The 23872-nt window shown below is 73.5% G+C and carries 22 protein-coding genes; 16 read left to right on the top strand and 6 right to left on the bottom strand.

What is annotated here, in order from left to right:
* Positions 1-173 precede the first annotated feature (173 nt).
* From ACIQMJ_RS35575 to ACIQMJ_RS35540, 8 genes are all read left to right on the top strand, one after another.
* Positions 174-1088, top strand: coding sequence for a TIGR04222 domain-containing membrane protein (locus ACIQMJ_RS35575; protein ID WP_499765396.1), 915 nt, complete (start codon positions 174-176; stop codon positions 1086-1088).
* A 62-nt stretch (positions 1089-1150) separates the two neighbouring features.
* Positions 1151-2080, top strand: coding sequence for a TIGR04222 domain-containing membrane protein (locus tag ACIQMJ_RS35570; protein WP_499765395.1), 930 nt, complete (start codon positions 1151-1153; stop codon positions 2078-2080).
* Positions 2022-2837, top strand: coding sequence for a TIGR04222 domain-containing membrane protein (locus tag ACIQMJ_RS35565; RefSeq protein ID WP_499765394.1), 816 nt, complete (start codon positions 2022-2024; stop codon positions 2835-2837). The genes ACIQMJ_RS35570 and ACIQMJ_RS35565 overlap by 59 nt, the downstream gene beginning before the upstream one ends.
* Positions 2838-2889: 52 nt before the next feature.
* Entirely contained in the window at positions 2890-3687 is a 798-nt protein-coding gene (locus ACIQMJ_RS35560; RefSeq protein WP_499765393.1) for an MbnB/TglH/ChrH family RiPP precursor modification enzyme, read from the top strand.
* Positions 3684-4028, top strand: coding sequence for an SCO6045 C-terminal-like domain-containing protein (locus ACIQMJ_RS35555; protein WP_499765392.1), 345 nt, complete (start codon positions 3684-3686; stop codon positions 4026-4028). Before ACIQMJ_RS35560 ends, ACIQMJ_RS35555 begins: the two co-directional genes overlap by 4 nt.
* A complete protein-coding gene (locus ACIQMJ_RS35550; RefSeq protein WP_499765391.1) occupies positions 4010-4543 on the top strand; it encodes a hypothetical protein in 534 nt (177 codons plus the stop codon). The genes ACIQMJ_RS35555 and ACIQMJ_RS35550 overlap by 19 nt, the downstream gene beginning before the upstream one ends.
* 193 nt (positions 4544-4736) lie before the next feature.
* A complete protein-coding gene (locus tag ACIQMJ_RS35545; protein WP_499765390.1) occupies positions 4737-7961 on the top strand; it encodes a S8 family serine peptidase in 3225 nt (1074 codons plus the stop codon).
* A gap of 561 nt (positions 7962-8522) precedes the next feature.
* The gene (locus ACIQMJ_RS35540; RefSeq protein WP_499765389.1) at positions 8523-11717 is read left to right on the top strand and encodes a S8 family serine peptidase; all 3195 of its coding nucleotides are present in this window, start codon (positions 8523-8525) and stop codon (positions 11715-11717) included.
* A gap of 45 nt (positions 11718-11762) precedes the next feature.
* On the opposite strand, the gene ACIQMJ_RS35535 is transcribed toward ACIQMJ_RS35540, so the two are convergent.
* Complete coding sequence (locus ACIQMJ_RS35535; protein WP_499765388.1) at positions 11763-12341, bottom strand: YbaB/EbfC family nucleoid-associated protein; 579 nt, start codon at positions 12339-12341, stop codon at positions 11763-11765.
* Positions 12342-12472: 131 nt separating this feature from the next.
* Here ACIQMJ_RS35535 and ACIQMJ_RS35530 point away from each other — a divergent pair, with 131 nt between their 5' ends.
* From ACIQMJ_RS35530 to ACIQMJ_RS35520, 3 genes are read left to right on the top strand one after another with little or no spacing between them, the layout of a single operon-like run.
* Positions 12473-12823, top strand: coding sequence for a hypothetical protein (locus ACIQMJ_RS35530; protein ID WP_499765387.1), 351 nt, complete (start codon positions 12473-12475; stop codon positions 12821-12823).
* Positions 12820-13644, top strand: coding sequence for a WXG100 family type VII secretion target (locus ACIQMJ_RS35525; protein ID WP_499765386.1), 825 nt, complete (start codon positions 12820-12822; stop codon positions 13642-13644). The genes ACIQMJ_RS35530 and ACIQMJ_RS35525 overlap by 4 nt, the downstream gene beginning before the upstream one ends.
* Positions 13644-14243 carry a hypothetical protein gene (locus ACIQMJ_RS35520; RefSeq protein ID WP_499765385.1) on the top strand — a complete coding sequence of 200 codons (600 nt, stop codon included), beginning with the start codon at positions 13644-13646 and terminating at the stop codon, positions 14241-14243. The genes ACIQMJ_RS35525 and ACIQMJ_RS35520 overlap by 1 nt, the downstream gene beginning before the upstream one ends.
* Here ACIQMJ_RS35520 and hemQ read toward each other — a convergent pair.
* The 3 genes from hemQ to hemE are packed head-to-tail and all read right to left on the bottom strand — an operon-like array spanning position 14227 to position 17397.
* Positions 14227-14919 (bottom strand): hydrogen peroxide-dependent heme synthase, encoded by a 693-nt coding sequence (hemQ, locus tag ACIQMJ_RS35515; RefSeq protein ID WP_499765384.1) that lies wholly within the window; start codon positions 14917-14919, stop codon positions 14227-14229. The genes ACIQMJ_RS35520 and hemQ overlap by 17 nt on opposite strands.
* A 16-nt stretch (positions 14920-14935) precedes the next feature.
* Entirely contained in the window at positions 14936-16348 is a 1413-nt protein-coding gene (gene hemG, locus ACIQMJ_RS35510; protein ID WP_499765383.1) for a protoporphyrinogen oxidase, read from the bottom strand.
* The gene (gene hemE / locus ACIQMJ_RS35505; protein ID WP_499765382.1) at positions 16345-17397 is read right to left on the bottom strand and encodes a uroporphyrinogen decarboxylase; all 1053 of its coding nucleotides are present in this window, start codon (positions 17395-17397) and stop codon (positions 16345-16347) included. Before hemE ends, hemG begins: the two co-directional genes overlap by 4 nt.
* Before the next feature lie 97 nt (positions 17398-17494).
* Between hemE and ACIQMJ_RS35500 the strand changes: the two genes are divergently transcribed.
* Positions 17495-18031 carry a DUF3000 domain-containing protein gene (locus ACIQMJ_RS35500; RefSeq protein WP_499765381.1) on the top strand — a complete coding sequence of 179 codons (537 nt, stop codon included), beginning with the start codon at positions 17495-17497 and terminating at the stop codon, positions 18029-18031.
* A 147-nt stretch (positions 18032-18178) separates the two neighbouring features.
* Here the strand turns inward: ACIQMJ_RS35500 and ACIQMJ_RS35495 are convergent, their stop codons facing one another.
* On the bottom strand, positions 18179-19342 hold the full coding sequence (locus ACIQMJ_RS35495) for a dipeptidase (protein WP_499765380.1): 1164 nt from the start codon (positions 19340-19342) through the stop codon (positions 18179-18181).
* Between the two features lie 254 nt (positions 19343-19596).
* On the opposite strand from ACIQMJ_RS35495, the gene ACIQMJ_RS35490 reads away from it, so the two are divergent.
* Together ACIQMJ_RS35490 and ACIQMJ_RS35485 are read left to right on the top strand one after the other, a co-directional pair.
* On the top strand, positions 19597-20313 hold the full coding sequence (locus ACIQMJ_RS35490; RefSeq protein WP_053718177.1) for a response regulator: 717 nt from the start codon (positions 19597-19599) through the stop codon (positions 20311-20313).
* A 67-nt stretch (positions 20314-20380) separates the two neighbouring features.
* Complete coding sequence (locus ACIQMJ_RS35485; RefSeq protein ID WP_499765379.1) at positions 20381-21622, top strand: HRDC domain-containing protein; 1242 nt, start codon at positions 20381-20383, stop codon at positions 21620-21622.
* Between the two features lie 99 nt (positions 21623-21721).
* On the opposite strand, the gene ACIQMJ_RS35480 is transcribed toward ACIQMJ_RS35485, so the two are convergent.
* The gene (locus tag ACIQMJ_RS35480) at positions 21722-22432 is read right to left on the bottom strand and encodes a MerR family transcriptional regulator (protein ID WP_499765378.1); all 711 of its coding nucleotides are present in this window, start codon (positions 22430-22432) and stop codon (positions 21722-21724) included.
* An 89-nt stretch (positions 22433-22521) separates the two neighbouring features.
* On the opposite strand from ACIQMJ_RS35480, the gene ACIQMJ_RS35475 reads away from it, so the two are divergent.
* Together ACIQMJ_RS35475 and ACIQMJ_RS35470 are read left to right on the top strand one after the other, a co-directional pair.
* Entirely contained in the window at positions 22522-23406 is an 885-nt protein-coding gene (locus ACIQMJ_RS35475) for a hypothetical protein (protein WP_499765377.1), read from the top strand.
* On the top strand, positions 23403-23852 hold the full coding sequence (locus tag ACIQMJ_RS35470; RefSeq protein ID WP_499765376.1) for an ABA4-like family protein: 450 nt from the start codon (positions 23403-23405) through the stop codon (positions 23850-23852). The genes ACIQMJ_RS35475 and ACIQMJ_RS35470 overlap by 4 nt, the downstream gene beginning before the upstream one ends.
* Positions 23853-23872: the final 20 nt, after the last annotated feature.

The following is a 23872-nucleotide window of genomic DNA, read 5'->3' as shown; positions in this document are numbered from 1 at the left end:
AGGGCACTGACGGCGAGGGCTCCGGCGGCGTGGACGGCGCGTCGTCCTCCTGACCGCCCGGCGACCGGAACCCTAAGGCTTGCTCAAGCCCCCTTGCTGGGGTGTGGCCTGGCGCACACCATTGCGTCCAAGCTGGTGGACCTGGTTCCACCGAGGCCCACAGGGGGTGGACCGTGGAGCGACCGTGGGGTCTTTCAGGCCCGGAATTCCTTGAGCTGTACTGGATCGCGCTGGCGGTGTCGCTGGCCTTCGCGATCTTCGTCCGAGTGCGCCTGCGGGGGACGCGGGGAGGCGCCCCCGCGGGTGCGCTCGGCGTGCTGGACATCGCTTACCTGACCGGCGGACCCCGGCGGGTGGTCGAGACGTCGCTGGCCGGTCTCATCGACGTCGGGGCCCTCGTGCCCGCCCGCAACGGCAGCGTCCGGCTCGTCGGCACGCCCACCGCCGACCACCCGGTCGACCAGGCTGTGCTCACCGACGCCAAGCGGTACCGCTACCGGACGATGACGCTGCTCATCACGTCGGTGTCGGAGCAGGACGCGCCGCGCGCGGTCGGCCGTCGACTGTCCGAACAGGACTACCTGGTCGGGCCGGACGCGGTGCGGCGGTGGCTGCGGATCGGTGTCGCGCCGATGGCGCTGCTGCTCGTCGTCGGCGTCGTCCGCTGGGTCAACGGCGTGCTGATCAGCGCGCCCGTGGGGTGGCTGACGCTGCAACTCGCGCTGACCGGCGTCCTGGTCTGGGTGCTGCGGAAAGCGGCTCCCGTGACGCGCACCGCGAAGGGCCGTGACGCGGTGGCGCGGGCTCGCGCGGCCGGGGCCACCGGGGTGCGGGGGGTGACCGTCGTGGCGAGCGCCGCCGAGCTGGTCGCTCTCCACGGCTTCGCCGGCCACCCGAGCATCACGTTGCGCGCCGCGGCACGTCCGCGCAGCCGGCCGCGGGCCCGTGCGGCTTCGGGCGGGGCTTACGTGGCCGGCACCTACACGTCGAGCTGCGGCAGCAGCGCCGGGAGCAGTTGCGGCGGCAGCAGCGGCGGCAGCAGCTGCGGTGGCGGTGGTGGCGGCTGCGGCGGTGGCGGTGGCGGCTGACCGGTTCTTACGCTTCCGTGACGCGGACCTGAGCCGTCCGTGCGGCTCTTAGGGTGGCGGCCATGACGTTCCTGTGGTGGTACGGCCCGGCGCTCGTCGTCGCGGTGGTGGTGGGCCTGCGGGTGAAGCGGGTCACCGGCGCCGCGCCCGACCGGCCGCTGACGTTCGAGGAGATCGGCTACCTCGGCGGCGGCCCGGTCCGGGCGGTCGAGGTAGCGCTGGCCGGGCTGGTGGCCGAGAACCGGGCCCGGGTGTCCGGCCCGGTGGCCGCGGCGGTGCCCGGCGAGGAGCAGCCGGCCACCGCGTTGCAGGCGGTCGTGCTGGCCGGGCTCGCCCGACCGCGCGACCTGGACGAGCTGGTGGTCGGCGCGGCCACCAGCGGACCGGCCCGGCAGATCGGGCAACGCCTGGTCGCGGCCGGGCTGCTGGTGTCGCCGCGGCGGCGGTTGGCGCGGGCGGCGTCGGCGGTCGTGCCGGTGGCCGCGCTCGTGGTGGTCGCGGCTCTCGCAGGGCCCGGCGGGTGGGTGACGGTCACCTCGGTGGTGGTCGCGGCCGTGCTCGGCGTCCTGCTGCTGCTGGGTCCGCCGCCCGTCCTGACCAGGAGGGGCGCACGGGCGTACGAGGAGGCCACGGCGGGCCTCGCCCCGGTCGACCCGGCCGAGGTGACCGCCCGCTACGGCCTGGTCCGCACGACGTCGCGCACCGCCGTCGCACCGCCCGTGCCGCGTGAGGGGTCGGCGCGGTCGGAGACGGCGGTGTTCGACGGCGAGCGGGCGGAACCGATCGCACCGGGGGAAACGTCCCAGGCACCGCTCCCCCGGCGCAGGCGTGCCGTGGTGGTCGAACCGCAGCGCTGGCAGCGGCGCAACGGCTGGCTGGTGGCAGGCGGGTGGTTCGCGGGTGGGTGGTTGGCCGCGCAGTGGTTGGAGGGCGATGACGGTGGCGACTCAGTGGACGCCGACTTCGGCGGGTTCGGCGGGTTCGACGCCTGAGCCCGGCCCGGAGGAGCAGGCATTCCTGGCGGGTGGTCCGGGACGGGCGGCCGAGGTCGCGGTGGTGTCGCTGGTCGAGGCCGGTGCCGCCCGGATCTCACGCGACGGCCTGGTCAGCGCGGTGGGACGGCCGCAGGGCCGCACCCCGCTCCAGGCGCACGTGCTGAGCAGGCTGCCCCTGCCGCTGGGCGACGTGATCGCCGCGGCGGCGTGGAGCGCGGAAGCCCAGTCGCTGCGGCAGCACCTGGTCGACCGGGGCCTGGTCGTGCCGCCGGGGCGGCGCAAGGCGGCCCGGTCGGTCCGGCTGCTGCTGGTGGTCGCGGTGGTCGGCGCGGTGATCGCGACCGGTGTGCTGGACCTGCCGTTCGGACTGGCCTTCGGCGCGGTGGTGGCGGGGGTCGTGGGGTCGATCGTCCTCGGGCGGTCCACGCGCCCGCTGACCCGCGCCGGGCGGCTCGTGGTGCGACGGCTGCGGTCGGTCGCCGTGTCGCCGAACCGGATCGCGCTGGTGGCCTGCTACGGGTTGCTGGGCAAGGTGGAGCGGCACCACGTCTGGGAGGTGCTGGGCATCGCGCCCGGCGCGGCGGCGACGCTGCGGCGGCGGTCGCGCGGGAGCGGGTCCGACGGCGGCGCGTCGTGCGGCGGCGGGTGCGGAAGTTGCTCCAGCAGCAGTTGCGGCAGCAGCAGCGGCGGGTCCGACAGCGGCGGCTCGTCGTGCGGTGGTGGCGGGTGCGGCGGCGGTGGCGGCGGCGACTGACCCCGCCGCGGCGGTGACCGGTCGGTCGAGGACGACGGAAGGACGTGGGCACGTGGAGAAGCTCGGTGTCGGCATCGGCTGGCGGCCGGAGATCGACCTGACCGTGGAACGCCTGCCCGGCGTGGACTTCGTGGAGGTCGTCGCGGAGAACCTGCACGTCGGGCACCTGCCCGAGTCGGTCCTCCTGCTGCGCGAGCGCGGCGTCCCCGTGCTGCCGCACGCCGTGTCGCTCTCGCTCGGCGGCGCGGAACCCGTGGACGCGCAGCGGGTCGCGCACCTGGCCGCGCTCGCCGAGGCCCTGGACGCGCCGCTGGTCAGCGACCACGTCTGCTTCGTGCGCGCGGGCGGCTTGGACTCGGGCCACCTCATGCCGCTGCCCCGCACCCGCGACGCGCTGGACGTCCTGGTCGCCAACGTCAAGGCCGCCCAGCAGGACCTGCCGGTGCCGCTGGCCCTGGAGAACGTCGCCGCGCTGCTGGACTGGCCGGACGGCGAGCTCACCGAGGGCCGGTTCCTCGCCGAGCTGGTCGACCGGACCGACTGCCTGCTGCTCGTCGACGTGGCCAACCTCTACGCCAACGCCCGCAACCTCGGCACCGACGTGGACCGGTTCCTCGACGAGATCCCGCTGGAGCGCTTGGCCTACGTGCACGTCGCGGGCGGCGAGGAGCACCAGGGCGTCTACCACGACACGCACGCCCACGCCGTGCTCCCCGAGGTGCTGGACGTGCTGGCCCGGCTGCGCGACCGCGTCGACCCGCCCGGCGTCCTGCTGGAACGGGACGACGACTACCCGGCCGACGCGGAGCTGGCCGCCGAGCTGGCCGCGATCCGGGCGGTGCTGGGGTGACGCAGCCCCAGCGCGAGCGGTTGGCCGCCGCCCAGGCCGACCTGCTGCGGGCGCTGCTGGCCGACGGCGACGTGCCCGACGGGTTCGACCCGGAACGGGTGCGCGTCGAGAAGCGCGCCCTGCTCGCCAAGCGCCGGGGGATCGTGGCGGCGCTGCGGCCCGACGTGGCCGCCGAGCTGGGCGAGCGCTTCCGCCCGCTGTTCGACGCCTACGCCGCGGCCCACCCCAAGGAGGTCGGCACGCGGTTCCGCGAGGACGCCGCCCGCTTCGCCGAGTGGGCCGTCGCACGGGGCGAGCTCCAGCCGCCGAAGAAGAAGCGTTGGTGGCAGCGCGCAACCTGACCGCAGGCCCGTTACGTCCCTTGGGCATGTGGAGACGGACCTGGCCCCTGGGCGTGTTGGTGCTGGCCACGGCGTGCGGCCTGGTCGAGCCGGGCGACGCGGCGTGCACGGCGATCGGCACGCCCGTCGGCGTGAGCGTGGACGTCGAGCACCCGGACGCGGTGTCCGCGACGATCGAGGTTTGCTGGGACGGTTCCTGTGCAACCCCCTCGTTGGAGCTGTACCCGTCGAGCAGGGCCGTGGAGACGACCTGCACCGGTACCTCGCCGGACGACTCGTGCAGCGCGCGCTCCGAGCCGACGGGAGGCAAGCACGGTTTCGCGAGCCTCCTCGCACTGCCTCGAAAGCCGGTCACGGCGACCGTGCAGGTGCTGGACCAATCCGGTTCTGTCCTGGTGGACCGGAATATCACGCTGACCCCCGAAATGGCCTACCCCAACGGTCCGGACTGCCCAGCGGGTGGGCCGCAGGCAGGTATCTCGATTGGTGCCGACGGCTCCATCACCGAGCGGTAAGTAACCGCTTACTCGGCTGAATTGGTCAAGAACATGCCGACCAATCAGTGGCTGTCCGCCTTTCCGGAACCCTCTAGCGTCGGTGACGTCAGGGGCAACGTCGCTCTCGGTACATCCGCCGCCACCGCGGGTAGCCACGCCCTTCCGGCCGCGTCCCGCCAAGCGCGGCACCACACCGGGAGGTTCGACAGAGTTGAAGAGCACACGTTGGCGTGGCGCGACGTGGGGGGCCGTGCTCGTCGCGGCCGGCCTCACGGCGAGCGGTCCGGGGGTGTCGGGGGCGCAGGACGCCCCACCCGTCACCGGTGAGCACCACGAGGTCACCCTGATCACCGGCGACAAGGTCGTCCTCCTCGGCGACGAGGTGAGCGCGCTGGTCGCCGCGCCGGGCCGGGAGCGCACGGTGTTCCACAGCTACCGGCGCGACGGCCACCTGCACGTCGTCCCGCGCGACGCGGCGAAAGCCGTCTCGCAGGGCAAGCTGGACCCGAGGCTGTTCGACGTCACGGGCCTGGTCGAGTCCGGCTACGACGACCGCGCCCGCGACACCCTGCCCCTGATCGTGACCGGTGAGCAGGAGCCGGCGACCGCCGGCCTGCGCGTCGGCCACCCGCTGCCCGCGGTCGGCTCGTACGCCGCGCAGGTGGTCAAGTCCGAGGCGTCGGACACCTGGCGCACGCTCGTGTCGAGGGCGAGCGTGCGCAAGGTGTGGTTGGACGGGGTGCGCCAACCGAGCCTGGACCGCTCCACCGCGCAGATCGGCGCGCCGACCGCGTGGCAGGCCGGGCACACCGGCAAGGGCGTGAAGGTGGCCGTGCTGGACACCGGGATCGACCAGGACCACCCGGACCTGGCGGGCCACGAGGTCGCGGAGCGCAACTTCACCGACGACCCGGACAACGCCGACGGCGTCGGCCACGGCACGCACGTCGCCGCCACGATCGCGAGCTCGGGCCCGAAGTACAAGGGCGTCGCGCCGGACGCGGACCTGGTGGACGGCAAGGTGTGCGTGCTCACCGGCTGCCAGGAGTCGGCGATCGTGGCGGGCATGCAGTGGGCCGCCGAGCAGGGCGCGGACGTCGTCAACGTCAGCCTGGGCGGCGGCGACACCCCGGAGCTCGACCCGCTGGAAGAGGCGGTGAACACGCTGTCCGCGCGGACCGGCGTGCTGTTCGTGGTCGCGGCGGGCAACAACTCCCGACCGGAGACGATCAGCTCGCCCGGCAGCGCCGACGCCGCCCTGACCGTGGGCGCGGTGGACCGGCAGGACGGCATCGCGCCGTTCTCCAGCCGGGGCCCGCGCGTCGGCGACGGCGCGGTCAAGCCGGACATCACCGCGCCGGGCGTGGACGTCGTGGCCGCGAAGTCCGGCAGCGGCACGGTCGGCACACCGGTCGCCGACGGGTACGTGGCCATGTCCGGCACGTCGATGGCGACGCCGCACGTCGCGGGCGCGGCGGCCGTGCTCGCGCAGCAGCACCCGGACTGGACGGGCGCGCAGATCAAGGCGGCGCTGGTGGGGTCGGCGAAGAACAACCCGTCGCTCACCGCGTTCGACCAGGGCGCGGGCCGGGTCGACCTGGCCAAGGCCATCGCCACCTCGCTCACCGCCGAACCCGCGAGCCTGGCGCTGGGTTTGCAGAAGTGGCCCCACAACGACGACACCCCGGTCTCGAAAAGCGTCACGTACCGCAACGAGGGCACCGCGCCCATCACGTTGACGCTCGCCTCCGAGGCGAAGGGCCCCGACGGCGGGTCCGCGCCGACGGGCATGGTCGGCGTGTCGCCGGCGAAGCTGACCGTCCCGGCGGGCGGCGAGGCGACCGCGACCGTCACGGCCGACACGCGGCTGGGCGCGGCGGACGGCATGTACGTGGGATCGGTGGTGGCGACCGGCGGGCCGACGCCGCTGCGCACCGCGTTCAGCGTGCACCGGGAGGTGGAGAGCTACGACGTCCGGTTCGACTTCGTGGACGGCTCGGGCGCGCCCGCCGCCGACTACTACACGTCGATCATCGGGCTGAGCAACAGCACGTTCGCCTTCCCCTACGACGCCGACGGCTCGTTCACGCTGCGGCTGCCGAAGGGCGACTACTTCACCAACACCGACGTGCAGACCGACGACACCCGGCTGGCGCTGCTGCCCCGGCCCGGCCTGACCGTCACCGCGGACACCACCGTGACGCTGGACGCGCGCACCGCCGAGCCGTTGCGGATCACCGCGCCGGACGCGGGCGCCGAGGAGGCGCTGGGCGACGTCACGATGGCGCGCACGGTGGGCGACCGGCAGGCCAGCGTGAGCACCGCGTTCCTCGGCGGGTTCGGTCCCGACGTGTCCATCGCGCACGTCGGGCCGGAGCTGGCGGCCGGGGACCTGACCGCGTTGCTGGGCGCGCAGTTCCGCGGCACGCCGGACGGCGACAAGCCGGTCACCTACCGGTTCGCCTGGGCGCAGCAGGGGAAGGTGCCCGTCGGGTTCGTCAAGGACGTGGCCGCGACCGACCTGGCCGAGGTGCGCACCACGTTCGGCCCGGGACCGGCGGGCCGCGAGTTCGGCCACGGCGGCAACCCGGTCACCGCGTCCGGCGTCGGCGGCTGGGCGTGGCTGCCGGACGTGGCCTCGCCGGGTGAGGCGGTCGACCGGATCACCCCGGACCTGGCCTGGTCGTGGGGTTTCCTCCAGTTCGGCGCGGACGGCGCGGTCGAGGCGACGCTGACCTCGCCGGAACGCCGGTACGAGCGCGGCGGGACGCACCGGGAGCGGTTCAACGACCCGGTGTTCTCCCCCGCGCTGCCCGAGTCGCGCTCGCCGTACCTGGCCCGCAGCGGCAACGAGATCAGCTTCGCGGTGCCGCTGTTCACCGACCGGGCGGGCAACGGCGGCAACGCGGCGGTGTCGTCGGCGCGGACCACGTTGCTGCGCAACGGGACCAAGGTCGGCGAGACGGCGTACGCGGCCAACGGGTTGTTCGCGGTGCCCGCGGGCGCGGCGGCCTACCGGGTGGAGACCGACGCGGTGCGGGCCGCCGGCACGTCGGAGTTCGCCACCCGGGTGAGCGCCGCGTGGACGTTCCGCTCGGACACCACGACCACCGCCGAGTACGTGCCGCTGCCGCTGTCGGTGGTGCGGTTCACGCCCGAGCTGGACGCGGGCGGCGCGGCGCCGAGGGGCCAGGCGCTGCGCGTGCCGCTGACCGTGCAGCAGCAGGAGGGCGCGACCAACGGCCGGGTCGACCGGATCGACGTCGAGGTGTCGTTCGACGACGGCACGACGTGGACCGCGGTGCCGGTGTCGGCGAACGTCGCCACCGTCACCACCCCGAACGCGGCCGGGTACGGCTCGGTGCGCGTGCGGGCGACCGACAGCAACGGCAACGCCTTGGAGCACACCGTGATCCGGGCTTACAAGATCGTCTGATCGCCTTCGGGAGGGGCGTCCGCGACCGGCGGGCGCCCCTCCCGGCGAGCAACACGCGTTGGACTGCCCGGCCACCCCGAGCGACCCCGTTGAGCCCCTGAATCCGTTCCCCCCGACTGGACAGCGTCGAGGTGCGGGCGCGGCGCTCGTCCACGACGCCGACCACGCGGGCTTCGCGTCGTTGCGCGCCAAGGGGTCCGACCCCTCGGGCACCACGTTCGAGCAGACCGTGATCCGGGCCTGCCGGGTCGGCTGAGCGCGATCACGTGGCGAGAGGGGCATTCGCTCGGACGGATGCCCCCTCTCCGCTCTCCGCGACGGCGAGTGACGACGGGCTGCCCTGACCGGGTGGTGAACTCCCCACCAAGAGACGCTGACCTCACCCTGACGGGTGGATAGCGTCGAAGTCGTTGGGGGGCTCCGACTGTTCCGGCACACCGCCGCCGCCAGGGGGCAGCGGTGCCTTCCGACTGCGCGTTTCCACCGCGCGACAACCAGATTCGGGAGGTATCTGTGTTGACGTCGAGATCACGAAGGCGCGGGGTCGGGTGGGGAGCAGCCGTGCTCGCCGCCGGGCTCGCCGCGGGCACGGCGACGGGGGTCGCCGCCGCGACACCGGAGCACCAGGACCGGACGGGCCGGCCCACCGGCGCCGCGGTCACCCTCATCACGGGCGACCGGGTCGTGCTGAACGGCCCCACGTCCGGCTCGTTCCAGGCCGGTCCCGGCCGGGAGCGCGTCACGATCCACGCGTTCCACCGGGACGGCCACCTGCACGTCCTGCCGGACGACGCCTACGACGCGGTCGCGAGCGGCAAGCTCGACCTGCGCCTGTTCGACGTGACCGGGCTGGTCGAGGCCGGGTACGACGACGCGGAGCGCGACACGCTGCCGCTGATCGTCACCGGCGACCAGCCGCGGACCGGCGTGCAGGTCACCCGCGCGCTGCCCACCGTGGGCGCGTTCGCCGCGCGGACGCCGAAGTCCGAGGCCGCCGCGACGTTCCGGGCCCTGGTGGCCGACCCCGGCGTGAAGAAGGTCTGGCTGGACGGCCTGCGCAAGCCCAGCCTCGACCGCTCCACCGCCCAGATCGGCGCGCCCACGGCGTGGCAGGCCGGGTACACCGGCCAGGGCGTCAAGGTCGCCGTGCTCGACGGCGGCGTGGACGGCGCGCACCCCGACCTGGCCGGCAAGGAGATCGCCGAGCACAACTTCACCGAAGACCCCGACGCCACCGACGTCGACGGCCACGGCACGCACGTCGCCTCGACCATCGCCAGTGGCGGCGGCAAGTACCGGGGCGTCGCGCCCGACGCGCGCATCCTCGACGGCAAGGTGTGCGTCCTCCACGGCTGCGCCGAGTCGTGGATCCTCGGCGGCATGCAGTGGGCCGTCGACCAGGGGGCCGACGTGGTCAACCTGAGCCTGGGCGGCGAGGACTCGCCCGCGATCGACCCGCTGGAAGAAGCGGTGAACGCGCTGTCGGCGTCGAGCGGCACGCTGTTCGTGATCGCCGCGGGCAACTCGGGCCGACCCGGCACGGTCGGCTCGCCGGGCAGCGCGGACGCCGCCCTGACCGTGGGCGCGGTCGAGCGGGACGACAGCATCGCCTACTTCTCCAGCCGCGGCCCGCGCGTGGGCGACGGCGCGGTCAAGCCCGACATCACCGCGCCGGGCGTCGGCATCGTCGCGGCGAAGGCCGCCACCGGCAGCATCGGCACGCCCGTGGACGACAACCACGTGGCGCTGTCCGGGACGTCGATGGCCACCCCGCACGTCGCGGGCGCGGCGGCACTGCTCGCGCAGCAGCACCCCGACTGGACGGGCGCGCAGATCAAGGCCGCGCTCATGGCGTCGGCGAAGAACAACCCGGCGCTCACGCCGTTCGACCAGGGCGCCGGCCGCGTCGACCTGACCGAGGCCATCACCGCCGCGATCACCACGGACCCGGTGAGCCTGGCCATGGGACGCCAGGAGTGGCCGCACACGGACGACACCCCGGTCACCAAGGACCTCACCTACCGCAACAGCGGCACGCAGGCCGTCACGTTCGACGTGTCGTTGGACGTCAAGGGCCCGGACGGCAAGCCCGCGCCCGCCGGCCTGTTCACCGTCAGCCCCACCACCGTGACCGTGCCCGCGGGCGGTGAGGCGAAGGTGGCCGTCACCGCGGACACCAGGGTCGGCTCGGTCGACGGCGCGTTCTCCGGCGCGGTGGTCGCGGGCGACCTGCTGCGCACGCCGGTGAGCGTGGACCGCGAGGTCGAGAGCTACGACGTCACCGCGACGTTCCTCGACGCCGACGGCGCGGCGCCGGACTCCTACCGGGGTGTCGTGATGGGCGTGGACAACGACACGTTCCTGTTCCTGGAGGGCGACGACAACACCGTGACCGCGCGCCTGCCCAAGGGCGAGTACATGGTGCACGCCACCGTGACCACGGGTGCGGAAGCGGACGGCCGGATCGCCATGCTCCCCCGCCCCTCGCTGTCGGTCACCGGGACCACCTCGGTCACGTTCGACGCCCGCACCGCCGGGCCGGCGCGGGTCACCCCACCGGACGCGACCGCGGTGCCGCAGGTCGCCGACATCAACCTCAACCGGTCGTCCGGCAACCGGCGGGTCGGGTTCAGCATCGCGTTCTTCGAGGGCCTGCCGGAGCACCTGACGCTCGCCCAGACCGGTCCGGCGCTGCCCGACGACGAGCTCGACCTCTTCATCGGCTCCCAGTTCAAGGCCGAGCCGGTGGACGGCGCGCAGGTCGCCTACCGGTTCGGGTGGGCCGAGAGCGGCCGGGTGCCCACCGGCTTCGTCCGGGCACCCGCCAGAGACGAGCTGGCCGAGGTCCGGACGGAGTTCGGCCCCGGCCGGGCCGAGGACGTGTTCGCGCACGGCGGCAACGGGATCGGCCCCAGCGGCTCCGGCGGCTGGGCGGTGCTGCTCCCGGTCGAGCCCGGCGGCACGGCGGTCGACTACGTCACCACCACCGACGTCCGGTGGAGCTGGCAGCTCATCCACGTGCAGGGCGAGTTCGACATCGTCGCGAACTACACCGCGCCCGACCGCTCCTACCGGCCCGGTGACCGCGGCCGGGAGAGCTTCAACTTCCCCGTGTTCGGGCCCGGTCTGCCCGCCTCCCGGTTCGAGTACCTCGCCCGGTACGCCGACCGGATCCGGGTGGAGGTGCCGCTGCTCAACGACGCCGCGAACAACCTCGGCGGCTCGGCGTACGAGTCCGGGCGCACGACCCTCTACCGCGACGGGACGAAGATCGGGGAGATCGCGGAGCCGGGTGGTCAGTTCACCGTGCCCGACGGCCCGGCCCGCTACCGGGCGGAGGTCGACTTGGTGCGCAGGCCGGGCATCAGCGACCTGAGCACGCGGGTCACCGGCGCGTGGACGTTCCGCTCGGCCGCCGCGCCCGACGGCGCGATGCGCAGGCTGCCGATGTCGGTGGTGCGGTTCGCGCCCCGGCTCGACCCGACCGGTGGCACGCCCGCCGGCCGCCTGCTGCGCATCCCGCTCACCGTCGAGCAGTACCAGGGGGCCGACAACGGCCGCGTCCGCGCGGTCGAGGTCGACGTGTCGTTCGACGACGGCAAGACGTGGCGGAAGGTCCCGGTCGTCGGCGGCGCGGCGCTCGTGCGCAACGCCGGCGAGGCGGGCGGCTACGCCTCGCTGCGCGCCAAGGGCTCCGACAGCAAGGGCAACACGTTCGAGCACTCGGTGATCCGGGCCTACCGGCTCACCGAGTAGGACCGCGGCGGAGGGGCGTCCGAGGTCGGGCGCCCCTCCGCCCGGTCACCAGGTGTCCTTGCGGAAGATCGAGCCGCCCTCGTCCGGGTCGTCGTCCACCGGCGGGCGGCGCGCCGGAGGCGGCGGGGGCTGCTGCTGGAACGGCGGCGGTGGCGGCGGCTGCGGGTAGTTCCGCACCGGCTGCGCGAACGTCTGCGGCGGCCCGTCCTGCGGCTGCTGCGGGTACTGCTGGGGAGGCTGCTGCGGGTACTGCTGGGGCGCGCCCGGCGGTCCCGGCACGACCGGCGGCGTGGGGCCGAGGCCGAGCTCGGCCGGGTCGATCGAGCTGTCCTCCAGCAGCGGCGCGGCCAGCTCCTGCACCTGCCGCGACGCCTCCGCCGACGCCTGGAACACCAGGTTCAGCAGGTTCGCCGCGAGCTCCCGGCCGTTGCGCAGGGCCCGGTCGTCGATGCGCAGGTCGACGAGCTGGCCGTTCGCCGTCACGGTCGCGGTCAGCAACCCGTCACCGGACTTCCTGGTCACCCGCAGCCCGGCCAGCTGCCCCTGGAGTTCGTCGGCCTGCCGCTGCTTCTGCTCGGCGAGCTCGGTGATCCGCGCCAGCTTCTCCTCGAGATCTTCTCGCATCGCGCCCCCGATCCGCTGTACTACTGTCCGGCGCAGGCTAGTGCACCGAACGGCGGCGCGATTCGCGATCCGGTGGAACCGGAGCGGGACCGCGACCGTCGGACTGATCGACACATCGGGGAGGTGGCGCGATGACGGCGAAGTTCGACGTCAGGCTCGACGGCATCGGGGAGTTCGCGGGCTCGTCGGTCCGCCGCGGTGACCGGTTCGACCAGGTCATGGCCGCGCTGGAAGCCGCGAAGGTCGGCCGCGAGTCGTTCGGCAAGATGCCGTCCAGCGGAGACATCTATGCGTCCTACGAAGAGCGCGTGACCTCGACGATGAACGATCTCAAGGAATGCGCGGAAGCCATGCGCGACATCGCCGAATCGCTGCGCGACACCATGGACGACTACAAGGGCGTCGACGGCGGAATCGGAGAAGTCCTCACAGACATCGTCCAAGGTCTCGAAGGTCTGACGATTCCGAAGGTGGGCGGATGAGTCCCAGCACGACCGTCGAGGTCAACAACAAGATCGAGACTTTCCTCAACGGCTGCCCCGGGCCGGTCCAGGGCATCATCCGGCCGCTGCTGACGCCGTTCCTGGAGGCCATCGACTGGGTCGCGGGCGACCCGGACGACCTGATCCGCGCGGCCGACGCGTGGGAGAAGGCCGCCACCGACATCCGCTCGATCGTGTCCGACGAGGCGAGCGCGCGGCAGACCGTCACCGGCGTGTGGCAGGGCCCGGCCGCGGACAAGTTCAACGGCAGGCTGGCCGAGATCGAGGAGCAGATCGAGCAGCTCGCCCAGAACGTCCAGGACACGTCCGGGATGCTGGTGGAGGCCGCCAAGGGCTGCGTCGACTCGGCGAACCTGATCATCGACCTCGTCATCGACCTGATCATGATGCTGGTGACCGACCTGCTGGTCAGCCTGGCGCTGTCGGTGGTCAGCTTCGGCGCGTCGCTGGCCGCCGGCGCCGCCGCGGCCGCCGCCAAGGCCGCGGCCACCCTCGGCAAGGTCTTCAAGATCGTGAAGAAGCTCGCCGACCTGCTGATGAAGCTGTCGAACCTGCTGCGCAAGCTGGCCGAGGCCGCCAAGGCGTACAAGGCGGGGCTGAAGGCGATCAAGGCGCTGAAGAAGGCGGCGGGCACGTTCAGCAAGGAGGGCATCGCGCTCGGCGTGGCCAAGTCGATCTACACCGCGCCGGTGCGCATCCCGCTCGGCCAGGTGCTGGGCGAATCGGTGCCGGGCGGACCGGCGGGCGGCCTGTTCAACATGGGCAAGGACGTCTACAACTACGCCACCGACGACGACTGATGCCGTTGGTCGACGACTTGAAGGTGTGGGGGGACGACGCGCGGCGCGCGCTCGCCCCCGGTGAGGCCGTGCTCGCGATCACGTCGGTCGGCGTCGCCTACGGCGCGCGCGGCGGCGCGGAGCCGGACTTCTGGACCACACCCGCGGGTCGTGCCGTCGACCGGGTCGGCCGGGCCGTGCCGGAGCCGAAGGGCTGGGTCGGCAAGGCGCTGGCCGGGGTCGGCGGGGTGGCGTTCGCGTCGCCGTCGCTGGACCTGCCGAGCGAGTTCCCGGAGAGCTGGATCGGCGGCCGCACGTGCTCCGGCCCGGCCGGGTCGCTCGCCCGGCGGCTGGAAGCGGCGGTGACCGGGCACAGCTTCTTCGCCGTGACGGCGCGGCGGGTGGTCGTCCTGGTCAACGCCGACGACCGGATGACCGTCGCCTGGTCCGCGCCGCGCCACGACGTGGTGGCGGCCAGGCGCCGCCCCCGGCTGGTCGCGCGGGGGCGGTTCGGCCTGGTCTTCTCCGACGGCTCGTGGATCGTGCTCGGCACGTTCGGCGCGCACGTCGGCAGCGCGCACGCCAAGCGCGTCGTCGCCGCCCTTACGGCAGGTTCGTGACCAGCTCGGCGGCCGGCACGCGGGTGCCCGTGTAGAACGGGACCTCCTCGCGCACGTGGCGACGCGCCTCCGTGCCGCGCAGGTGCCGCATGAGGTCCACGATGCGGTGCAGCTCGTCCGCCTCGAACGCCAGCATCCACTCGTAGTCGCCCAGCGCGAACGACGCGACCGTGTTCGCCCGCACGTCCGGGTAGTCCCGCGCCTCCTTGCCGTGGTCGGCGAGCATGCGGCGGCGGTCCTCCTCGGGCAGCAGGTACCACTCGTAGGACCGCACGAACGGGTACACGCACACGTACTTGCGCGCTTCCTCGCCCGCCAGGAACGCCGGGATGTGGCTGCGGTTGAACTCGGCCGGCCGGTGCAGCGCCACCTGGCTCCACACCGGGGTCGACACGCGGCCCACGGCGGTGCGGCGGAACCCGGTGTAAGCCTGCTGGACCTGCTCGATCTCCTCGGCGTGCCACCAGATCATGTAGTCGGCGTCCGCGCGCAGGCCCGCCACGTCGTACACGCCGCGCACCACGACACCCTTGGACTCCAGGCCGTCCAGGTACTCCTGCGCCTCGGACGCGGCCGGGCCGCGGTCGTCGGGCAGGCGACCGGGCTCCACCCGGAAGACCGACCACATGGTGTAGCGGATGGTGTCGTTGAGTTCGTTGTAGTTCAGGCGGGCCATGGCCCCATCCTCTCACTCAGTGGACGTGGGCGAGGACGTGAGCGGCGACACGGGCGGCGGCGGCGTCACCGGTGGCGATGCACGCGGGGATGCCGACGCCGTGCAGCGTCGCGCCCGCCACGGCCAGTCCCGGCACGGCTTCGACGGCGTCCTCGATGCCCCGGACGAGGTCCAGGTGGCCCACGCCGTACTGGGGCAGGCCGCCGCCCCAGCGGGTGACCAGGGTGTCGATCGGCTCGGCCGTGACGCCGGTCAGCTCGCGCAGGTCGCGCCGAACGGCGGCGACCAGCTCGGCGTCGTCGCGTTGCAGCAGGTGCGCCTCGCCGTGCCGGCCGACGCTGCCGCGCACCAGCACCGGCTCGCCGGCCAGGTGCGCCCACTTGCGGCTGGAGAAGGTGAACGCCTTCGCGGTGAACGGCACGCCGTCCGCGGCGCGCTCGCCCTCGGCCAGCAGCACGCCGGACCGCTCGGGCAGCTCGGTGCCGGGCGGCAGGGCCAGCGCCACCACCGCCATGGACGCCACCTCGACCTCGGCGTAGCGGCGGGACGCGGCGGGCGCGACGTCGGCGAGCAGCTTGCGCGCGGCGGGCGCGGGCACGGCGAGCACCACGCCGTCCACGTCCAGGTGCCGCGGCGCGGCGGCGGAGCCGATCTCCAGCCGCCAGCCGTGCTCGCGGCGGACCAGGGCGCGCACCGGCAGGCCGAGCCGGATCTCGGCGGCCTGCGCCAGCCGGGCCACCACGGTGGACAGGCCGTCGCGCAGCGTGCCGAACACCGGCGGTCGGGCGACACCCGGTGGGGGTGGTGTGGGCACCGCGCTCGCGGCGGCGGCCAGCAGCGACCCGGCGCCCGAGTCCAGCGCGGTGGCCAGCTGGGGCATGGTCGCGCGCAGGCCGAGCACGTCGGTGCGGCCCGCGTAGACCCCGCCCAGCAGCGGCCCGACCAGTCGGTCACCCACCTCGGGCCCGAACCGCTCGCGCAGCAGCGCGCCCACGGCCACGTCCGCGCCGTCCAGCCGGATCGGCGGCAGCCCGGGTTCGGCGGCGACCCGGCGCAGGGCGTCGTCCGACAGCACGTCGCGCACGGCGTCGACCGACGCGGGGACACCCATCAGGGTGCGCCCGGGGATCGACCGGGTGTCGCCGGCGGCGTGGATGCTCGCCGCGACCTTCGTCGGGTGGACCACCCGGTCGGCCAGGCCGAGCTCGGCGACCAGGTCCACGGCCTCGGGGCGGCGGTGCAGGAACGCCTCCGCGCCCACGTCGTAGGCGCGCCCGCCGACCTCGGCCGTGCGCAGCTTGCCGCCCAGCCGGTCGGACTGCTCGACCACGGTGATCTCGGCGGCCGGCCCGAGCAGGTGGCGCAGCCGGTGCGCGGCGGCGAGACCGGAGATCCCACCCCCGACCACCGCCACTCGCGGCGCTCTCATGCGGACCGGTGCACCAGCTCGACGGCCCGGGTGATCACGTCCGGGTCGGTGTCGGGCAGCACGCCGTGGCCCAGGTTGAAGATGTGCCCGGCGGCGGCGCGGCCCTCGCGCTTGATCCGCTCGATCTCGCGCTCCAGCGCGGGCAGGCCCGCGAACAGCAGCGCCGGGTCGAGGTTGCCCTGGACGACCGGCTTGGGCAGGTGCGGCGCGGCCTGCTCCAGCCGCCGGACCGCCACGTCCAGCGGGGTGCGCCAGTCGACGCCGACCACGTCCGCGCCCGCCTCGCGCATCGCGGGCAGCAGCTCGCCCGTGCCCACGCCGAAGTGGATGCGCGGCACGCCGCTGACGCTCCGCAACACCCTCGTCGAGTGGGGCAGGACGAACTCGCGGTAGTCGCGCTCGGACAGCGCGCCCGCCCACGAGTCGAACAGCTGGACCGCCTTCACGCCCGCGCGCACCTGCACGCGCAGGAACTCGGCGGTGATGCCCGCCAGCCGGTCCAGCAGCGCGTGCCACAGGTCCGGGTCGCCGTGCATGAGCGCCTTGGTGCGCTCGTGGTGCTTGCTCGGGCCGCCCTCGACCAGGTACGAGGCCAGGGTGAACGGCGCGCCCGCGAACCCGATCAGCGGCACGTCGCCGAGCTTGGCGTTGAGCAGCCCGATGGCGTCCGCCACCGGCCGCACCTGCTCCTCGTGCAGCTCGGGGATGGCCTGGACGTCGGCGGCCGTCTGGACCGGCTTGGCCACCACCGGGCCGGTGCCGGGCACGATGTCCAGGTCCACGCCCGCGGCCTTGAGCGGCACGACGATGTCGGAGAACAGGATCGCGCCGTCCACGTCGTGCCGGCGCACCGGCTGCAACGTGATCTCGCAGACCATGTCCGGGTCCATGCAGGCGTCCAGCATGGCGGTGCCCTCGCGCAGCTTGCGGTACTCCGGCAGCGAGCGGCCCGCCTGGCGCATGAACCAGACCGGCGTGCGGGACGGCGTGCCGCCGCGTGCGGCGACGAGCAGCGGGGCTTCGGTGATGTCGTTCATCTCGCCGTCCATCGTCCCACGGGCTGGGCGGAGGGCGTCTTCGGCCGGCGTCCGCGGGCCCGGCGTGCCGCGCTCACGTTCCGACGTCCCGGGGCCTACAGTCCGTGGTGTGACGGAGCCCGAACTGTTCCAGCGGGCGGTGGCGACGCTCCGGTCGGTGCGCACCCGACCCGAGCTGGAGTTGACCGAGGTGCGCCCGCCGCAGCGGTTGGCGCCGTGGTCCTTCGCGCTGACCGCGGAGGTGACCGGGCCCGCCGACGAGCTGTCCACGGGACGGCTCGTGCTGCTGCACGACCCGGACGGCGTCGAGGCGTGGTCGGGCGTGTTCCGGCTGGTCGCCTACGTGCGGGTGGAGCTGGACGCGGAGCTGGCCGCGGACCCGCTGCTGCCCGAGGTGGGCTGGTCCTGGCTGGTGGAGGCGCTGGAGGTGGCCGGGGCGGGGTTCCTGGCGCTGGGCGGCACGGTCACCCAGACGTCGTCGGCGAGGTTCGGCGACATAGCCGGCCCGGCCCGCACGGACGACCTGGAGCTGCGCGCCTCGTGGACCGCGCGGACCGCCGACCTGGCCGCGCACGGCACCGCGTTCTTCGACGTCATGGCCACCGCCGTGGGCCTGCCCCCGGTGGGCGTGAGCACCCTGCGCTGACCCCCGGCGGCCACCGGTCGGCCAAAACGGTCGGCTACACCGGTTGTCCACAGGCGCCGTCCGGCCGCCCGGATTCGTCGGTGCCGGCCGGCACCATGAAGACAGGGGTCCCCCGGCGGGGACCCCTGCGCAGCGAGCGAGCGGGTGTCAGTCGTTGGCGCGCAGCACGCGCAGGGCGTTGAGGCCGGCCAGCTTGGCGCAGTCGTCCTCGCTCCACCCCCGGTCGAGCAGGGCGCCGATCAGGTCCGGGTAGCAGGAGACGTCCTGCAACCCCTCCGGCAGGGCGCGTGTGCCGTCGTAGTCGCCGCCGAGGCCGATGTGGTCGATGCCGGCCACCTCGCGGGCGTGCTCCAGGTGGGCGACGACGTCGTCCATGGTCACGCGGGGCGTGGGGCCGCCGTCGGACCACGAGTCGGCGAACCGGTGGCGGGCGTCGAGGTCGTTGTGGTTCTCCCCCGCCGCCCGCATCGCCTCCTTCAGCCGGGCGTCCCACTCGACGTGCGCCTGCGACACGAACTGCGGCACGAAGGTCACCATGCACACGCCGTCGTTGTCCCGGAGCCGGGCCAGCACGTCGTCGGGCACGTTGCGCGGGTGGTCGGCGACCGCGCGGCACGACGAGTGGCTGAACACGACCGGCCGGGTGGAGACCTCCAGCGCGTCGCGCATGGTCGACGGCGCCACGTGCGACAGGTCGACCAGCATGCCGATGCGGTTCATCTCCCGGACCACGTCCCGGCCGAAGTCGGTCAGCCCGCCGTGCGCGGGCTCGTCGGTCGCCGAGTCCGCCCACGGGGTGTTCTCGTTGTGGGTGAGGGTCATGTACCGCACGCCGAGCCGCCTCAGGGCCCGCAGGACGCCCAGCGAGCCGTTGATGCTGTGTCCGCCCTCCGCGCCGATCAGGGAGGCTATCCGCCCGTCCCGGAAGGCCCGTTCGGCCTCGTCGGCGGTGGTCGCGATGCGCAGGTGCGCCGGGTAGCGCGCGGCGAGGTCGTGCACGAGGTCGACCTGCTCCAGCACGGCGGTGACCGCTGCGTCGCCCGCCAGCCGGCAGGGGACCCAGACGGACCAGAACTGCATCCCCAACCGGCCCTCGCGCGCCCGCGCCAGGTCGGTCTGGAGCGCGGGCTGGCGGACGGTCAGGTCCACGGTTGAGACGGACGAGACGGGGTCACCGGCCGTTGACTTTTCACCGAATTGCTCCCCGGCGACGAGGTCGCGCAACGCCCACGGGAGGTCGTTGTGCCCGTCGACGAGGGGCACCCGGGCCAGCAGTTCCTCGGCCCGGCCTCGACCTGTGGTGCTCGCCACCCGCAACTCCTTGATGTCGTCGTGAGAACCGCTCGCGTTACGCCCCCGATCGAGTTGTCAGCCGATCGTGTGACAGCAGGGGCCAACAGTGACAACTCATTCGGGATAGATACCCGATTGATCGTCCCGTAGACCCGCTTGGGCGGCTACGCTGCCCCAGACGACACCACTTTCGGTCGATCAGTGGCGCGGCTGATTGGACGAAAGTCCCGGTGCCGGTCGGGGGGCACGACCGACTCCAGGGAGGTAGTGACGTGGCTGCCGTCGGCTTAGGTCAGGCCGTTCGTACCACGCCAGCCGGCACGTTGCCGGCGAACATGGTCCCGCACCCGCGGGAGGAGCTTTTTTCAGTGCTGGTGGTCGACGACCACCCACTGCTGAGGGAGGCGATATCGGCTCGGCTCACCCAGATGGGAGCCGGGACAGTGCATGAGGCGGCTTCGGTTGCGGAGGCTCGGGCGCGGGCACTCGCTACCGGACCGTGCGACCTCGCGATCCTCGATCTGGGTCTGCCGGATGGCACCGGCATCGACCTGGTCACGGAACTCCGTGCCCAGGGCTGGCCCCGCATCGTGGTCCTCGCGTCCTCCGACGACCCCTACGCGGTCAGGTCGGCCTTCCAGGCAGGCGCTCAGGCGTACCTGCTGAAGTCCGCCTCTCCGATGGTGGTCACCGACGGGGTGCGCAGGGTCCTCGACGGCGGCGTCTACGCAGATCCGAGCGTTGCGCCCGTGCTCGCCGCGGGCACGAGGGTGCCGGGCACCGACAACACGCCGCGGGAGCTCTCCGCGCGTGAGGTCGAGGTCCTCCAGCTGGTCGCCGATGGCCAGAGCAACAAGGAGATCGGCGAAGCGCTCAGCCTTTCCGCGCTCACGGTGAAGTCTCACCTGTCGCGGATCGGGCGCAAGCTGGGCACCGGGGATCGGGCTCAGATGGTGGCGCTGGCCATGCGTGCCGGCGTGATCCGCTGAGCAGGTCGGCACACTGAACCGGCCGAACACACCCGCGAGTGGTGCGTTCGTCGTAGGGTCTTCCGCCGTGGACGTACCCTCCGACGAGCCAACCGAACCAACCGGTGCTGATCCGGTGCCGCTGGTGGAACCCGCTGACGGCGTTCCGCCTGTCGTCGCCGACGCACCGTCGCTCCGGCGTGCCGCTGATGCGCTCGCCGGAGCGACGGGTCCGGTTGCGGTGGACACCGAGCGAGCCTCGGGATACCGCTACTCGCAACGCGCTTACCTGGTGCAACTGCGCCGGGAAGGCGCCGGGACCGTGCTGGTCGACCCGATCGCCCTCGGCGGTCGGCTCGATCCGCTGGTCGAGGCGCTGGACGGGACCGAGTGGGTGTTGCACGCGGCGTCGCAAGACCTGCCGTGCCTCGCCGAACTCGGCCTGCGTCCGAGCGCGTTGTTCGACACCGAGCTGGCGGGCAGGCTGGCCGGGTTCGAGCGGGTGGCGCTGGGCACGCTCGTCGAGCGGCTGTTGGGCTACCGGTTGGAGAAGGGGCACGGCGCGGCCGACTGGTCGCGCCGCCCCCTTCCCGCCGACTGGCTGAACTACGCCGCCCTCGACGTCGAACTGCTGGTCGAGCTGCGTGACGTGCTCGAACAGGAGCTCAAGCGGCAGGGGAAGCTGGAGTGGGCGCTCGAGGAGTTCGAGGCGGCCCGCACGGCTCCCCTGCCGCGTCCGCGCGCGGAGCCGTGGCGCCGGACGTCGGGCATCCACCGCATCCGCAGTCCCCGACAGCTGGCCGCGGTGCGGGCGCTGTGGGAGGCGCGCGACGCGCTGGCCCGTGAGCGCGACATCGCCCCGGGCCGGGTGCTGCCGGACGCGGCGCTGGTCGACGCCGCCGTGAAGAACCCCGCCGACGAGGCCGCGCTGCTGGCGCTGCCGGTGTTCCGCGGCCGGGCGCAGCGGCGGATGGTCGGCGTGTGGCTGGGCGCGTTGCAGCGCGCCGCCGCACTGCCCCGCGCCGAGCTGCCGGAGCCGTCACAGCAGCACGACGGCCCGCCGCCCGCCAACCGCTGGGCCGACAAGGACCCGGCCGCCGCCGCCCGCCTGGCCGCTGCCAGGACCGCGCTGACGGCCGTCGCCGAGGCGAACACCCTGCCGGTGGAGAACCTGCTGCTGCCCGACCTCGTGCGCCGCACGTGCTGGCAGCCGCCCGCCGACGTCTCCCCCGAGGGCGTGGCCACCGCCCTGCGCGAGGGCGGCGCCCGCAACTGGCAGATCGCCCTGACCGCGACCCCCCTCTCCTCCGCCTTGTCCACCCCCACCTGACCCGCGCGAGTCGAACACTCAGGTCCCGCGTGTCGAACGCTCAGCACGCGCGAGTCGAACACTCAGGTCCCGAGAGTCCTACGTTCAGGACCCCCGAGTTCAACACTCAGGTCGGACGACGCCGGTCCTGAGCGTTGAATTCAAGGGTCCTGAGTGTTCGACTCTCGGGACCTGAGTGTTCGACTCACGGGCTGGGGTGGATTGGCGCACGCCCGACAGCTCGCGGCGGGCCAGCGCGCGTACCGCGGCCATCGCCGCGTCACCCAGAACGGTCCCCACGACGACGCCCTCCAGCGCCTCGTCCTTGGTGCCCGCGCCGAGCGCGTAGGCCAGGTCGGCCTCGGCCAGCGGCCGGGCCGCGTCGGCGAACCCGTCGAGCAGGTCCGCGAACCGCTCGTGCCCGACCTCCCGCGCCGTCGCCAGCACGCCCACCAGCGCCTTGTACGCGTAGGACGTGGGCCGGCACACCCACCCCTGCCGCTCCAGGAACGCGGCGACCTGAGCGTGCGCGACCTCGTCGTCCGCACCGAGGTCCGGCGGCGCGACCGCAGCGGAGATCGTGCCCATCGCCTTGTGCAGCGACTTCTCCGGGTCGTCCAGCGCCCCGAGCACCTCCCGCACGGCCGCGATCGACAGCCCGCCCACCTCGACCATGGCCCGCACGAGCCGCAGCCGGTGCAGGTGGTCCTCGGAGTACCTGGCCTGGTTGGGGCTGGTCAGCTCACCGGCGGGCAGCAGGCCCTCTCGCAGGTAGTACTTGATCGTCGCGACGGGCACGCCGCTGCGACGGCTCAACTCGGCGATGCGCACAGGCCGAACCCCTTCCTCGAACGAGCCCCGTATGGATACTCTAGCTATCTGATAGTAGAAAGTACCGCTATCCATACTAGGAGCCGTCCATGACCCGCTTCCTCCGCCGGCACCCGCCACTGATGCTGTTCTCCCTGCTCATGGCCACCATCACGGTGGTCTCGCTCGGCGGCTTGATCGTCGACGACCGGATTCTGGTCGGGTCGCCGATCTGGTTCAAGCCGTTCAAGTTCGCCGTCTCACTGTGCCTGTACGGCGTCACGCTCGCCTGGATGCTCACCCTCACCACCCGCCTGCGCCGCGTCGGCCGGTGGGCGGGCACGGTGATCGCGCTCGCCGGCGCCGCCGAGATGGCCGTCATCGTGGGCCAGGTGCTGCGCGGCCGGCGCAGCCACTTCAACGTCGCCACGCCGTTCGACGACCTGCTGTGGGACGTCATGACCTACAGCATCCTCACCCTCTGGATCATGCACGCGGTGATCGCCGTGGCGCTGGCCCTCACCCGGTTCGAGAACCGCGCCACGGGCCTCGCGATCAGGCTCGGCCTGGCGCTGTCCCTGGTCGGCCTCGCCCTCGGCACCCTGATGACCACCCCCGCGCCCGGCCAGGACGACGACGGCGGGATCGTGGGCGCGCACAGCGTCGGCGCGCCCGACGGCGGCCCGGAGATGGCGTTGACGGGCTGGAACACCGAGGTCGGCGACCTGCGCGTGCCGCACTTCGTCGGCATCCACGCCCTCCAGGTCATCCCCCTGCTGGTGGCGCTGTTCGGCCGGCGCGCGACACCGGGCCTCGCCTGGGGCCTCACGATCGGCTACACCGGCCTGATGGCCCTGGTGACGTGGCAGGCGCTGCGCGGCCAGCCGCTGCTGCGCCCGGACCTGCTCACCGCCCTGGGCGCGCTGGCGGTCGTCACCTGGACCACCGCGGTCGTCGCGCGGACCCTCGCCGCGAAGGAGGTCGTGCCCGCATGACCGGAGTGCTGTTCGAGATCACGTTCTGGCTCACCGTCCCGTTCTGGGGCTTGATGATCTTCGCGCCGAAGTCCGCGCTGACGGGCCGGCTCGCGTCGTCGCCGTTGATCGCGGCGCCGCCGCTGGTCGTCTACGGGGTGCTGGTCGCCGCGCACCTGCCCCGGTTGTGGGCGACGATGAGCAGTCCGGACCTGGACGCGCTGAGGGAGTTCCTGGCCACCGCCTGGGGCGCCTCGGCGATCTGGGCGCAGGTGATCGCGTGGGACCTGCTGATCGGCGCGTGGATGTACCGGGAGAGCCGCCGCTTGGGGCTGCACCCGCTGCTCATGGGGCCGCTGCTGGTGCTCACGATCGTCCTGTCCCCGTTCGGGTTCGGGCTGTTCCTGGCCATTCGGGCGTTCTGTGACCGAGCGAACAGGGAGACCTCGGTGGTTACCGGCCAGTAACAGGGGCTAGAGTTGTGTTA

This window comes from Actinosynnema sp. NPDC091369, from assembly GCF_044757065.1.
Classification (GTDB): domain Bacteria; phylum Actinomycetota; class Actinomycetes; order Mycobacteriales; family Pseudonocardiaceae; genus Actinosynnema.
Note: the sequence above shows the minus strand (reverse complement) of the source record. Positions and strands in the feature narration are given on the sequence as shown.

Bases quoted from the DNA above. Each gene is read 5' to 3' on its own strand.
- ACIQMJ_RS35570 (WP_499765395.1), top strand. From the start codon at position 1,151: ATGACGTTCCTGTGGTGGTACGGCCCGGCGCTCGTCGTCGCGGTGGTG.
- ACIQMJ_RS35565 (WP_499765394.1), top strand. From the start codon at position 2,022: ATGACGGTGGCGACTCAGTGGACGCCGACTTCGGCGGGTTCGGCGGGT.
- ACIQMJ_RS35535 (WP_499765388.1), bottom strand. From the start codon at position 12,341: ATGCGAGAAGATCTCGAGGAGAAGCTGGCGCGGATCACCGAGCTCGCC.
- ACIQMJ_RS35530 (WP_499765387.1), top strand. From the start codon at position 12,473: ATGACGGCGAAGTTCGACGTCAGGCTCGACGGCATCGGGGAGTTCGCG.
- ACIQMJ_RS35525 (WP_499765386.1), top strand. From the start codon at position 12,820: ATGAGTCCCAGCACGACCGTCGAGGTCAACAACAAGATCGAGACTTTC.
- ACIQMJ_RS35520 (WP_499765385.1), top strand. From the start codon at position 13,644: ATGCCGTTGGTCGACGACTTGAAGGTGTGGGGGGACGACGCGCGGCGC.
- hemQ (WP_499765384.1), bottom strand. From the start codon at position 14,919: ATGGCCCGCCTGAACTACAACGAACTCAACGACACCATCCGCTACACC.
- hemG (WP_499765383.1), bottom strand. From the start codon at position 16,348: ATGAGAGCGCCGCGAGTGGCGGTGGTCGGGGGTGGGATCTCCGGTCTC.
- hemE (WP_499765382.1), bottom strand. From the start codon at position 17,397: ATGGACGGCGAGATGAACGACATCACCGAAGCCCCGCTGCTCGTCGCC.
- ACIQMJ_RS35475 (WP_499765377.1), top strand. From the start codon at position 22,522: ATGACCCGCTTCCTCCGCCGGCACCCGCCACTGATGCTGTTCTCCCTG.
- ACIQMJ_RS35470 (WP_499765376.1), top strand. From the start codon at position 23,403: ATGACCGGAGTGCTGTTCGAGATCACGTTCTGGCTCACCGTCCCGTTC.